The following is a 13,077-nucleotide window of genomic DNA, read 5'->3' as shown; positions in this document are numbered from 1 at the left end:
CCTCCTTTTCCCACATCTGTATGTAACCGGTTACAGTAATATTTATATTTCTCTAAGACTTCGATGTATTCACCCCCTCTAATTTGTAACCGATTACATTTTATGTGGTGATTTTTTCTGTTATAACCTTTTCCTTACGTTTTCCACCACATGACTCTCTAACAATAAAATCACACTCTAATATATATTGTTCTTTTAATAAAGGTACTCCTTGAATTTGCTGTAGTAATAATTTCATGGATTTTTGCCCCATCTCAAAAAGTGGTTGTGCAACTGTAGTTAAGGCAGGATCAAATTTAGAAGAAAATCCAATATTATCAAATCCAACAACAGCTATATTTCTAGGAACATCGATTCCAAGCTCTTTCACTGCCTTTATTGCTCCCATAGCCATTTCATCATTTGCTGCAAATATCGCAGTAGGTGTCTTCTCTAATGCCATTATTTTCAGCATTTGATTATATCCCGATTCAAAGGTAAAGTCCCCCTCTTGTACTAGCATATTACGAATCTCTATATTGTTTTGCAACAAGGCTTGTTTATAACCTTTATATCGATCTCTAGACATTGCAAATTGTAACGGACCAGAAATATGGGCAATCTTTTTATGCCCCAGTCCAATCAGATGTTCAACAGCTTCTCGACTACTACTAATATTGTCTATCGAGACGGATGGTACTTTTAACCCTTCAATATAAGCTGTGGCTAGAACTAGAGGATATTCTTCACTTAATGTTTTTATGTAATTTGAATCCATCCTTTCTGATAGCAGAATCATTCCATCTGTTTGCTTTTGTTTTAATAATTCAACGAGACCATACTCGTTTTCTACTTTTCTATTCGTATTCCCTAGTAAAACCCTATATCCATGCCTTGATGCTTCATACTCAATTCCTTCAATAATACCAGAGAAAACAGTATTCATAATACTTGGTACAACTACGAGAATGATATTCGTTTCATTTCTACGAAACTGGCGGGCTAGCATATTAGGTTGATAATTTAACTCTTCTATAACACTTAGAACTTTCTTTCTTGTTGCTTCCTTTACAGTTTCTGGATTATGCAGGACCCTTGAAACAGTAGCAACTGAAACGTTTGCTAATTTAGCTACATCACGCATTTTTACCATTTAACCATTCTCCCTGCGTATAACTATTATGTTATGTTCGTAAAGTTTTTATGTAACCGTTTACATTTCATAGTATAATGCCTCCAATTCTATAACACAACACCCATTTTCCAATTTAGGTAATTAAACCCATGTTTTTCGACAACAAAAAAACCTCCGTACAAGGTACAGAGGCTCCTCAAGTTTTTCATATATAGAAAGTATCAGGGGGGATACTGTCATTTCTTTTATACCCTAATAAATAAAAGGTAAACCTAAAAATTTAATTTTTTCTATAAAAGTAATAATCTCCTAGTTTTTTAGAATACTACTTGACATTTGGTTAAAAGCAAGAGAAAATGAACGCGTGTACATAATGTGTTTTGGAGGTGAATACATTAGCTAATAGAAAAGATGTTGCCAGATTAGCAGGCGTTTCTGAAGCGACTGTTTCTCGGGTATTCAACAATGTCGCGCCCTTGCGTGAAGAAACAAAACAAAAAGTATTACAAGCGGCTAAAGAACTTAATTACCACCCGAATGTCATTGCGCAAAATTTTGCAAAAGGAAAAAGTCATAATATTGGTGTCATCGTTCCTTATTTACCAAAGGTGAACGTCATGTCCACTCATTATTTCTCAGAGCTGGTCAGTGGAATTGGTGCAAAGCTGGGAGAGTTAGGCTATGGCTTGCTTCTGCTTTTTCAAACTCCAGATGAACGAAAAAATTATGTACAGCTTTTTCACTCACAACGAGTTGATGGGTGCATTATTTTAGGTTCCAGTGAAAATACAGGAGAGATTGAAGCAATTAAAGAACTTCATAGATTACATTTACCATATTGTTTAATAAATCAAACCTATTCAGGCTATTCCTTTCATTCTATTGATGCAGATCATGTAAATGGTAGTTTCCAAGCGACATCCTTTTTACTTGATAAAGGATTTCCACATGTTATTTTCATAAATGGACCTAAAGAATATTCTAATAGCCTTGACCGTCTAATAGGCTATAAACAGGCTCTAACGAAAAGGAATATACCTTTTTCAAAGGAGCTGGTTTTCGAGGGTAACTATAGTCGAAAAAGTGGTTATCAAGCTGCAAAAGCAATTGCAACATTACTACCATCATCTAAAGCGATCTTTTCTGCAAATGATCGAATGGCAATTGGACTTATGCAGGGTCTGAGTGAATTAGGTTTTCAAGCTGGCAAAGATTACGTAATCATCGGTTATGATGATTCTGAAATAGCAAGAATGACATCACCCCCACTCACAACTGTAAGAGTTCCACTTTACGAAATGGGTCAATTGGCAGCTGAAAAAATATTGAACTTTATTACTGATAACGAGTGCGAACAACAAATGGTTCGGCTTCCTGTTACATTAATTGAACGTGAATCAACCTCATTTGACATGTACTAGTTACCTAAACTTACTAGGCACTAGTACTGATCATATATTTTGAACCAATTCTATAAAACTTTTAAAGGAGAAATGTTATGAACAGTATTAAAGTTGGTATGATTGGCTACAAATTTATGGGTAAAGCACATAGTCACGCCTATCGTGATCTTCCACTCTTTTTTCCTCATACGGTTCATCCTGAAATGAAAGTGATATGCGGACGTAATGCAGAAGGAGTTGCTGAAGCTGCTAAACAATTTGGATGGGAAGAATATACAACAGACTGGAAAAAACTCATTCAACGTGATGATATAGATTTAATAGATATTAATGCACCGAGCGATGTACATAAGGAAATTACAATTGCCGCTGCTAAAGCAGGCAAGCATGTTTTTTGCGAAAAACCGTTAGCGCTTAAACTAGAAGATTCCCGTGAAATGCTGGAGGTTGTTGAAGCAGCTGGTGTAAAGCATATGGTTGGTTTTAACTATCGCTTTGCCCCTGCCGTTATGCTGGCAAAGAAATTAATTGATGAAGGCAAGCTGGGAGACATTTATCATTATCGTGCTTGGTTTTTACAAGATTGGTTAGTTGATCCGAACTTCCCGCTAGCTTGGAGGCTCCAGAAAGAAATTGCAGGATCCGGTTCTCATGGAGACCTAGGAGCCCATTTAATCGATTTAGCACATTATTTAATTGGTGATATGACCGAAGTCATTGGTATGAGTGAAACGTTTATTAAGCAAAGACCTATCACAACAGGTACTTCCGGTTTAACTGCAGGTGGCAGTGACGGTAATGCGGAAAAAGGTGAAGTAACAGTTGATGATGCTACATTATTCTTAACACGTTTCGCAAACGGAGCTCTCGGAAGTTTTGAAGCTACACGGTATGCATCCGGACATCGTTGTACAAATTCATTTGAAATCAATGGCAGCAAAGGAAGTGTAATCTTTGACTTTGAGCGAATGAATGAGCTTCAAGTATACTTCACAGATGATCATAATGATGTTCAAGGGTTTCGTCGGGTTCTAGCAACAGATCCAGCTCATGCTTTTGCTGAAAACTGGTGGCCGCCAGGACACACAATTGGATATGAACACACGTTTATCCATGAAGTAGTCGAATTAATGGAAGCGTTTAAAGAGGACCGTCAGCCGGTACCAAACTTCCATGATGGTGTAAAGTGTCAACAAGTATTAGAAGCTGTTGATCGTTCAATTGAAAATCGTCAGTGGATTAAAGTATCTGAAGTCTAAATTTTTCAAGTAAACCTATAAGGAGTGTTTTATCTATGAAAAAGAACGCATTAATTGTTTGGGGTGGCTGGGACGGACATGAACCAGAACAAATCGCTCAGATTTTCAAAGGAATTCTTGAAGAAGAGAATTTCAATGTAGAAGTTTCTGATTCGTTAGATTCATATGCGGATCCGGAAAAATTAAAATCCTTAGACCTTATTGTTCCCCACTGGACAATGGGAGAAATTCAAAAGAAATATGTACTAAACATTTCAGAAGCTGTCATGAGTGGTGTTGGTATAGCAGGATGTCATGGCGGGATGTGTGATTCATTCCGTAACAATGTTGATTGGCAATTCATGACTGGCGGAAACTGGGTTGCACACCCTGGAAATGATGGTGTGCAATACATGGTGAACATCAAACATTCAACAAGTCCCCTTTTAGAAGGACTTTCAGATTTTAAAGTAGTAAGTGAACAATATTATCTTCATTTCGATCCAGCTGTCGAAGTATTAGCCACAACTCGTTTCCCTGTTGTTGACGGGCCACATGCAGCAAATAAAGCGGTTGATATGCCTGTTGTCTGGACAAAACGTTGGGGACAAGGAAATGTATTTTATAGTTCTTTAGGGCATAAAGCAAATATCGTCTCAATGTCAGAAGTTTCACTCATTATGCGACGCGGATTCTTATGGGCGGCAGAAGGGAAACAACGCGCTGAATCCTTAGCGGTTGCAGCTAATGCGCGTTCTTATACAGGTATGGGAGATAGTCAATAATCAGACTCGCAAATTTTTACATGGTAAGCATTTGTAATTAGTCTGAGCGTTAGCAGTTCATTCATTAAATCTGGAGGGGTAAATATGAAAAAGCTAAAGATTGGCATTATTGGCTGTGGAAATATCAGCTCTATTTACATGGAAAATTGTCAAAACTTTGACCACTTGGAACTAGTAGCTTGTGCTGATCTTGATGTTGAACGAGCACATTCTCAAGCAGCAAAGTATGGAATTCCGAAAGCATATACTGTTCAAGAACTTCTTAACGATTCCGACATTCAACTCGTTATCAACTTAACGATTCCAAAAGCTCATGCAGCCGTATGTATTCAAGCTCTAGAAGCAGGGAAACATGTTTATACTGAAAAGCCGCTTGCTGTTACACGGGAGGAAGGAAAACAAATTTTAGAGACGGCTAAGAAGCATAATCTTTTGGTCGGAAGTGCTCCAGATACGTTTTTAGGTGCTGGTATTCAAACATCAATCAAACTTATTGAACAAGGTGAGATCGGCAGTCCAATTGGGGCATCTGCATTCATGATAGGCCGGGGTCATGAACATTGGCATCCAGACCCTGCTTTCTACTATGACATAGGCGGCGGTCCAATGTTTGATATGGGGCCATATTATTTAACTGCTTTAGTTTCCTTATTAGGACCGATCCAACGAATCTCAGGATCTACTAGAATTAGTTATTCGGAACGCACAGTTTCAAGTGAGCCAAAGGCTGGAGAAAAAATTAAAGTTCAAACACCAACACATATATCCGGCGTGATTGATTTTGCATCAGGAGCAGTTGGCACCATCACGACAAGCTTTGATGCAATGGGCGGCTCTTCCCTTCCTCCTATTGAAATCTATGGAAGTGAAGGAACTTTGCTTGTACCAGATCCAAATACATTCGGTGGACCTGTCCGCATTCGTAAGAAAGGTGAAAAAGAATTTGTTGAGGTACCTTTATCTTTCGGCAATTCTCAAAACAGCAGAGGTCTTGGTGTAGCTGACATGGCAAAAGCTATTTTAAACGGTGGAACTTATCGTGCAAGTGGTGAATTAGCTTATCATGTGTTAGAGGCGATGCATGGCTTCCATGATTCCTCTGATCAAGGAACACATTATTTAATGGAAAGCACGTGTAAAAGACCTGATTCTCTAGATGTGGAGCAGGAAGTTTCACAGTAAGGAAGACTTTGAAAGAAATACTATTAATAAATTTATTTATTAAGTCTTTCATATATTTATGAAAGACTTTTTTCTTTGAGTTCTTAGTCATTTTTTTCTTTCATTTTGCTTATGAAGGACTTTTCTGTCTTTTCACCTTATAGTTTTGTCCTTCATTCCCTTTATGAAGGACTTTTCTTCCTTCTCACCTATCGATTTTGTTCTTCATCTCTCTTATGAAGGACATTTCTCCATTCTCACCTACCAATTTTGTCCTTCATCCCCTCCCATAATAGAAAAAAACAGTCCAATGATCCATTCTCATTAGACTGTTTTCCATAAACTAATCTATTTCCTCTCTTCTAACCCTTCCAAATACTCTATTGCTTCTGAAAGAGTAGCTACCGGGACAATTTTAACGTTATAGCCGTGATCTTTAGCCTGTGCAATTGCATCTTTTTCATTTTGGTCAATTTCTGTTAAATCTTTTGGAGCGAAAAAGATATCAGCTCCTTCTTCTTCGGCAGCAATGACTTTATGAGTGATGCCACCAATTTGTCCGACATTACCGTTATGATCAATGGTGCCTGTGCCTGCAACTTTAAATCCCTTGGTTAGATCATCTGGTGTTAGCTGGTTTAGAATTTCCAATGAAAACATAAGACCTGCAGATGGACCTCCTATGTCTTCGCTTGTGATGTTTACTTCTTTTGGGATGGTTGCAGTGAATTCCTCCTCAGGTGCAATTCCTATCCCTACCTTACCAGTTGCATCGTCTAACTTTATGATATCCACTGTTTTCTTAAGTTCTTCGTCCCCTCGTAAAACCGTTAATGTCGACTGATCACCTTCGTTTTTATTTTGCTGAATATATTCAATAAATTTCGGTGCTTCTACTATTTTATTTCCATCCACACTTGTAATAATGTCACCCACTTCTAAAACATCCTTAGCAGGTGAATCGGATAGAATCCCTCTAACAAAAATACCTTTATAATCGATTGCAACATCTTCACCAGCTGCTTTAAAAGCTGCAACCAGCGCATTCTGTTGAGAATCTTTCATCATAAAATCTAACAATCGATTATACTCGCTATCTGATAAATCTCCTTTTACACTCTCTTCCTCCATAATATCTGTATTTGGTGCTATTAAACCATAAACTAGTAAATATGGATTAGCTTTTACTTGTAGTACAGTTGTTAAATGAAAGCTTCCTTCTTCATTTTCGTAGCCATCCTCTACCTTAATAATCGGTGCCAGCTCTTCCATTGGCCCTGGTTGATATAAATAATAGGGTGTCGGGATAAAGGCAATGATGACAAGTACTAGCATGATAAGTAGGAATCTTTTTATTCTTGGTTTAAATGACTTCTTTGACATATGTAATCTTTGCTCCTAAAATTTATTGTTTTTTTCATTATAGTCCTTTCTATCTCTAGTTTGGCGAAAAAAAGAGACGATTTTAAAAAATCGCCTCTTTTCCATTTAAATGGAACGACTATATGCCTTCTTCGCCTGCAGAGTAAAATCCTGTTGCAGGAGATTTACTTCGAATAGTTTTAATGGGTCATAGAAAACTTCAGGATTATCTCTCATGTTCGCTAACTCTTCATTACCGTTTTGAATGGTTTCTTTTGTTTCTGTTATCGTGTTTTCAACTTCTTTAATGGAGCCTTGGAAAAACAATGAAACATCTTGACTTAATCCTTTTTCAAATAATTCAAATGGAAGGAATAATTTATTAGCGATTGAGTTTGTTACTTCCTCATAAGATTCATTTTCAACATACTTTTTGTATTGGTTAAATAACATATGATTGCTTTGATTCATTGTACCGAATAGCTTACCAGCACCTTTTAGTAAAAGCTGTGTAGGTCTATTTTTCAAAAGAATGTTTTCTTTTTCATATCGGACACGACCTGTCATTCTTGTAATATCACGATTCCAGTCGTCTAAGATTGAAAATTCACACTGCAGGGAAAGCTTCTGTTCTTCATATATATCATTGAATGTGTCACTCATTTCGTTCAAGTACGATTGGCTTTCAAGCAGTTCGTCATGTGAAGCTGAAATCCATGTTTCAAGCTGATGAAATACGGTTGGAAGTAGTTGGTCCTCAATATAGTCCTGTATTTTAGCATTCATTTTTTCATTTAAAGTAATATGGATTTGTTTGAAATCACTATCTTCTTTAATAAAAGCAGAGCTTTCTTTTAGTAGCTTAGGGACTGTCTCTTTTAATTCTGTTTTTGAAACTTTTAATAACGTATTATAGGCAGAAATAATCGAATCAACTTTTTCATACTGTAAGTCAGATAATTTGTTTGTAAGTCCCTTTAATCTAACTAAGATATCTTCATTCCATTCAATTGAGTAGATGAGCCCTTTCTCCATATCCACGCGCTTTTGAAGAAGATCTGCAAGTACTTTTCTTATTAACGTTAAAATATTTGCTGTCCGCTTTTCTCTTTTTTCCTTTATTTCGTAAGGGAAGTGAGTAGACATAAATGTGTTCAACTGGCTTAATTGCTGCCCAAATGGATGTAATGAAGAATAAGGAAGCACTTCTGCCTCCGGGTAAATATCGGCAATCTTCAATTTAATATCATTTATTACAGCTTGAGTGTGTGCGTCACTCGCAATTAAATCGACTTTGTTTAATATAAAATGAACCTTTACATCAGGTGCAAATTTTTTCAATTGATATAAAACATCACTTTCGATTTCTGATAGTGGTGATGAGCCATCAAGTACATAAAGTACACCGTCTGCCAATAAAGAAATGTTAAAGAGTTCATCTCGTGTTTCCTGATCTTTATGAACAGATGGTGAATCGATTAGGGCACATTGGTGTTCATTTAAAAAGATACAAGGTCTCTTTACTTGGAATAAGGCGGAAGAATTCACTTCCATTTCATTTACCAATTCGCGCTGATCTTCAAGATAACGGTGACCAGTGCTTGTGATTTGACTCATTGTCAGTTCATCCTCATCATGCAGCACAACAAAGGAGGAACTTGCGCCTTTAAAGAATTTATCACCTAGTAGTGAATTAACAAAGGTTGTTTTGCCGCTTCCTTCCTCACCCATGAGAAGAAAATGCTGTTTAATGTTTGAGTTGATTAATTCTTCTAACCACCAGCTCACACGTTTATCCACATCAAGTGCATGAGTTTCTGCCCAATTTTTAATCGTTTTGAACAACTCAAGAGCTTGCTCTGATCCATTTTGATTATGTTCAATTTCAAAAATAACTTCCTCTGCCGTATACACAGCATCTTGGATAATCTGACCTGGGAAGATTTCATTCCATGCAAGCACAGTAGCTGCAGGTGTTAGTGATGCTGATCTTGTTGAAAGCTTTAACCAACAAGCTAACAAATACGGAATAACTTTTTGAAGCTCTTGTAAATAATAACGACCATCTGTTAGCTCCTTAAATGTTTGTTCGTATAGCTCGACAATTTGATACCAATCAGCATCATCTTTATATTCAACAGTTGAAAGAACCATTTCATTAATGGTTTGAATCCAATAAAGATAAGAATCTTCATTTTTATAACTTTCCCATAACGCTCCTATAAATGAAACAAGGGAAGGTCTGCTTGCCTCATACATAGCGAGTAGTGCTTCAGCAAAATAATCTGGACTAAACGTTTTTGTTTTGCCTTCTTTCACATAAGAAGTCACCACTGAAAACCATTCTTCTTCTTGAGTTCGTATCGCTTCACTGACAGCTAATTTCACAGCATGCTCATGATCGTTTTGTTCCTCATAAAAATCCCGTGCCGTCCTGGTTATTTCAGGATAATCTGGGTCAATGAGAACAGCCTTTTGAATCGTTTCATACGCAAGGTCAAGCTTTTCTCTTTCTGTATATAAGACAAATAACTTAAGAGCTACTTCACTTTTTAATGTCAGTTCTTCTGTTTCTATTGATGTATACATATCTTCTGCAGCCGAGAGTAACCCTAGCTGATAATAGGCATCCCCGATATTCATTTTTGCCCAAGGCTCTAATTCATTTTTTATATTTTCCCATTTAAAAATAGCTGTTTCATAATCCTGCGCATGAAAATAAAATTCTCCCTGTGCATACCGTATGTATGACAAATCAAAGCTTTCTTCTCTACTTTGCTCCTCGAAATACACCTGTCCTAACGTATGGACAGGGTTATCATCATTCCCATGTAAAAAGGTTTGATAAAATACCTTATCAATTAATTGTTCTTCTCTCGTCATCGTCTTCCTCCTACAACCCCTATAAAGTCCCTATATATTTTTATATTATCCTATTAATATTTCCCCTGCACATATTAAAAATAAACATTTGAAAAACCTTGGCAGTTCGCCAAGTCCTAATGGGGGTTACCTTAGTTTACGAACGATCCACCATGCTTTCTAATCGTAAAAAGAAAACTCGCCGACTGACGAGCCTATAGGCAAAGCGGTATACGTAGTTGCATCAATATAATGCTAAGAAATTAGCCAAGTCTTCGAATTATTTTCAGAGCTGCTAATTTCTTCTATCTTAACAAAAAAAGAAATGCGCTGAGTGCCGTTTACTATCACAAGGCTAGCTGCGCATAAAAAATAGTCAATTCGTGAATAAAGAGAAATCAATCTCTTCACATAATAATACGCGTAGAGGCTTGGTTTTATTAGGGGTTAAAATGAATTTTTTCACTTATTTTTTCTGCTATCAAGCTTCCTTAGAAAGTACATAATAAGTGCTCCAATCCCTAAGCCAGGAATTAAAGCAAGCATTGGAAAAAAAATAGGGCCAATCGATACACCAAAGAACTTTACAATAGGTGCATACATAGTGCCGACTGTTACAGTATAAGCACTACATACATACGGTAAAAAAGCGTAACTAGGTGTTTGCCCTTTTTGTGAATCCTTTACAGCATCCCACATGGCAAACATATATACACAGGGATAAAACATAAGCCATTGATAGTTAAGTACCTCAAAGGCTCTATCCATTTCTCCTAAATAGCTAGCCATTATTGCTGAATTAAAATGGCTATTTACATTTATGAGAAATTCCAGAAAAATAAAGACAAAACCTTTTAATAATTTTTTATTAAGTATTTGAGCAAACCCCGGTAAGGCAATACTCCAAAGAATCGCTTCTGTTTTTGACGTCATATGTATGCTTCCCATCATCATTTTTAAAGTAATCCATTACTTCCCTCGTTTTATTACTATTTACAATCACTTCCAAATCTATTCTGAAAAGAAGTTGTTTTGATGAGAGGAATTTTGACATTTTTCGCAACTTTATTAAAAAAAGGCAGTATCCGCAAAGATACTGCTCAATCACTTAATAGGTCAAAGACGCTGCAATGATTAATCCAATTGAGACGGATAAAAAGAGTAGAAATAATCCGACCGCTTGATTGTCATCGTCTATTGCTTTTGTAATATTGAATTTAGGTGTTAACAATTCAGCAAGATAAAATATAACAATTTGCATAATAATAGCAACACTGCCCCAAATAACCATATCAAAAACATTGACAGAGTTTGCAATAGATGAATATAGAACAATGGCTAAACCTAAAATACGTCCGCCAAACGCGTATACGGCAGCTTTATTGCCGCTCTTTATTAGTTGCATTTCTTTATTTTTAGTCGTTACTTCAAATAAAACAATTCCGATAAACAGAAGTACAATTGCCATACCAATATATGATAATGTCGATAAAAACAAATCTAAAAATGTCATCTCTTTAATCCCTTCCTTCATGTTTTTATTCCAACTGGTAAAAAATAAGCATTATTATCTGTAATTTGATTTCCTGCTCTTAACCCAATGCCGCTTGCTTCTCCATTAATTAAAAAACTCCCAATTAATATTTTAGCTTCCTTGTAACCATGTACTGTTTTTATGTTTTTAGTTGGGAGTTCAACATATTTTTGATATACAGGTAAAGAATGCCCATATGTTTTATGTTGATCTTCATACAGCTTTGTTTTTCCGTGAAAAACAGAAACAGTGTCTCCTTCTCTTCCGAAACTGGGTTTTTTCACATACTTCCAATCTTTTTTCCTAAACATATCTTCTTCAAGATAAGTTGGTAAAAAATACTGTTGAATCCACATCTTTTCGTGGTCTGTAAAAAATGGATGATCAAGCTCCATCATTCCCCAAATAACGGACTGAACCGCTTTTGATTGAAGAAGAAAGGCAGAGATTGGATTTAACATAAGCAATTTATTTGAACAAACTAACTCAAGCAGCTGAATGCCAATTGGATCTCCTGATTCTTCATCAACATCCTCAATCAGGTGCTCAATTGGATATGTTTGGCGATATAAAACATCTATTTTATGTCCTTCATCATCAAACAGTCCTATTCCTTTTTGAATGGTTAATTTATGTAGCGGAACATATTTTGCTGCAACATTTGCTACTTCCTTTAAATAAAGAGTAGTATATTTATCTTCCTCATGGGATTCATGAGACGTAAACACAATTGCAGGTTTTTCTGTAAACTTCCCACGATGTAAAACTTCAGCTAATGCTTTTCGCAATTCCATTCCCAACTTTTCAGCAAAACCTTCATTTGGGTTACGTACGCCAAATTCCTCACATATAAAGCCGTTAACCATGAAAACTTCTTTTTCAAATGTGGGGGTATCACTATTCAGTTCAAGAACTTTCAATCCTTCATTCGTTTGGACAAGATCAACTCTGGAAATTACGGATTCAATCGGTAGCGCACGATGTCGAATAAAAGGCAATATTTTTTGAGGAATATCTAATTGTCGTAATGTTTCATCAGGTAAGCTTCTTAATAATTGACCTGTTTTAAAGAAGATCGCTCCAATTCGATTGGTTGCTTGTCGAATGTCATCCACCTCTTTTTGAGACAAAAAAGCAATATCATACAATGCGTACTCACTGTCATAGAGGTCATGCCAAAAGGAATCGATTGCTCCATAGGCTTTGCTGCGCTTTAGTTGATGATTTATTAGGTTGTATTTATTTGACATTACCCGCCAAAACCTCCGCTGGATCCTTTTCCAAATCCAGAGCTGGTGCTTGTTCCTCCTCCCTTAAATGAGCTGCTAGATTTATAGCTTTTATAGGCAGAACTGGACTTCAAGCCACTTTTTGTTGAGTAATAACTTCCCCCATAATAATAATGTCCATAATGTGATGAATCATCATCATCACACTCCCATACTCCCTCATCAGCCTCCCATTCCCAATCCCCGCAATCAGTGTCCTCCGGGACAGGTGGTAATGATTCGTTATTACCGCAACCAGCAACTGTGATCATTGTTGCTGAAATGATACCTGTTAATAGCTTATTGGTTTTGCTCAAGTGATAACCTCCTTAAAACTTTCTAATTTATTT

The 13,077-nt window shown here is 36.5% G+C and carries 11 protein-coding genes; 4 read left to right on the top strand and 7 right to left on the bottom strand.

What is annotated here, in order from left to right:
• Window positions 1–100: 100 nt before the first annotated feature.
• Window positions 101–1,132 carry a LacI family DNA-binding transcriptional regulator gene (locus HWV59_RS08950; RefSeq protein ID WP_175638679.1) on the bottom strand — a complete coding sequence of 344 codons (1,032 nt, stop codon included), beginning with the start codon at window positions 1,130–1,132 and terminating at the stop codon, window positions 101–103.
• A 368-nt stretch (window positions 1,133–1,500) separates the two neighbouring features.
• Between HWV59_RS08950 and HWV59_RS08945 the strand changes: the two genes are divergently transcribed.
• The 4 genes from HWV59_RS08945 to HWV59_RS08930 all read left to right on the top strand — a co-directional run bounded on the left by HWV59_RS08945 (window position 1,501) and on the right by HWV59_RS08930 (window position 5,722).
• Window positions 1,501–2,535, top strand: a complete 1,035-nt coding sequence (locus HWV59_RS08945; RefSeq protein ID WP_175638678.1) for a LacI family DNA-binding transcriptional regulator — start codon at window positions 1,501–1,503, stop codon at window positions 2,533–2,535.
• A 77-nt stretch (window positions 2,536–2,612) separates the two neighbouring features.
• Window positions 2,613–3,776, top strand: a complete 1,164-nt coding sequence (locus HWV59_RS08940; RefSeq protein ID WP_175638677.1) for a Gfo/Idh/MocA family protein — start codon at window positions 2,613–2,615, stop codon at window positions 3,774–3,776.
• A gap of 35 nt (window positions 3,777–3,811) precedes the next feature.
• A complete protein-coding gene (locus HWV59_RS08935) occupies window positions 3,812–4,540 on the top strand; it encodes a ThuA domain-containing protein (protein WP_175638676.1) in 729 nt (242 codons plus the stop codon).
• 84 nt (window positions 4,541–4,624) lie between these two features.
• A complete protein-coding gene (locus tag HWV59_RS08930) occupies window positions 4,625–5,722 on the top strand; it encodes a Gfo/Idh/MocA family protein (RefSeq protein WP_102232215.1) in 1,098 nt (365 codons plus the stop codon).
• Between the two features lie 327 nt (window positions 5,723–6,049).
• Here the strand turns inward: HWV59_RS08930 and HWV59_RS08925 are convergent, their stop codons facing one another.
• The 6 genes from HWV59_RS08925 to HWV59_RS08900 form a co-directional block, all read right to left on the bottom strand.
• Window positions 6,050–7,084, bottom strand: a complete 1,035-nt coding sequence (locus HWV59_RS08925) for a SepM family pheromone-processing serine protease (protein ID WP_175638675.1) — start codon at window positions 7,082–7,084, stop codon at window positions 6,050–6,052.
• Between the two features lie 105 nt (window positions 7,085–7,189).
• Window positions 7,190–9,946, bottom strand: coding sequence for a GTPase domain-containing protein (locus HWV59_RS08920; protein ID WP_175638674.1), 2,757 nt, complete (start codon window positions 9,944–9,946; stop codon window positions 7,190–7,192).
• Window positions 9,947–10,387: 441 nt separating this feature from the next.
• Window positions 10,388–10,858, bottom strand: a complete 471-nt coding sequence (locus HWV59_RS08915) for a hypothetical protein (protein WP_235991699.1) — start codon at window positions 10,856–10,858, stop codon at window positions 10,388–10,390.
• A gap of 175 nt (window positions 10,859–11,033) precedes the next feature.
• On the bottom strand, window positions 11,034–11,438 hold the full coding sequence (locus HWV59_RS08910) for a DUF350 domain-containing protein (RefSeq protein WP_102232272.1): 405 nt from the start codon (window positions 11,436–11,438) through the stop codon (window positions 11,034–11,036).
• Between the two features lie 17 nt (window positions 11,439–11,455).
• On the bottom strand, window positions 11,456–12,709 hold the full coding sequence (locus HWV59_RS08905) for a glutathionylspermidine synthase family protein (RefSeq protein WP_175638672.1): 1,254 nt from the start codon (window positions 12,707–12,709) through the stop codon (window positions 11,456–11,458).
• A complete protein-coding gene (locus HWV59_RS08900) occupies window positions 12,709–13,044 on the bottom strand; it encodes a hypothetical protein (protein WP_175638671.1) in 336 nt (111 codons plus the stop codon). Before HWV59_RS08900 ends, HWV59_RS08905 begins: the two co-directional genes overlap by 1 nt.
• Window positions 13,045–13,077 lie beyond the last annotated feature (33 nt).

Origin of the sequence: Metabacillus schmidteae (genome assembly GCF_903166545.1) — a bacterium.
In the GTDB taxonomy this organism is placed as follows: Bacteria; Bacillota; Bacilli; order Bacillales; family Bacillaceae; genus Metabacillus; species Metabacillus schmidteae.
This window is presented reverse-complemented; position numbering and strand designations above follow the sequence as displayed.

Bases quoted from the DNA above. Each gene is read 5' to 3' on its own strand.
- HWV59_RS08915 (WP_235991699.1), bottom strand. From the start codon at position 10,858: ATGACGTCAAAAACAGAAGCGATTCTTTGGAGTATTGCCTTACCGGGG.
- HWV59_RS08905 (WP_175638672.1), bottom strand. From the start codon at position 12,709: ATGTCAAATAAATACAACCTAATAAATCATCAACTAAAGCGCAGCAAA.
- HWV59_RS08940 (WP_175638677.1), top strand. From the start codon at position 2,613: ATGAACAGTATTAAAGTTGGTATGATTGGCTACAAATTTATGGGTAAA.
- HWV59_RS08950 (WP_175638679.1), bottom strand. From the start codon at position 1,132: ATGGTAAAAATGCGTGATGTAGCTAAATTAGCAAACGTTTCAGTTGCT.
- HWV59_RS08910 (WP_102232272.1), bottom strand. From the start codon at position 11,438: ATGACATTTTTAGATTTGTTTTTATCGACATTATCATATATTGGTATG.
- HWV59_RS08930 (WP_102232215.1), top strand. From the start codon at position 4,625: ATGAAAAAGCTAAAGATTGGCATTATTGGCTGTGGAAATATCAGCTCT.
- HWV59_RS08925 (WP_175638675.1), bottom strand. From the start codon at position 7,084: ATGTCAAAGAAGTCATTTAAACCAAGAATAAAAAGATTCCTACTTATC.
- HWV59_RS08920 (WP_175638674.1), bottom strand. From the start codon at position 9,946: ATGACGAGAGAAGAACAATTAATTGATAAGGTATTTTATCAAACCTTT.
- HWV59_RS08935 (WP_175638676.1), top strand. From the start codon at position 3,812: ATGAAAAAGAACGCATTAATTGTTTGGGGTGGCTGGGACGGACATGAA.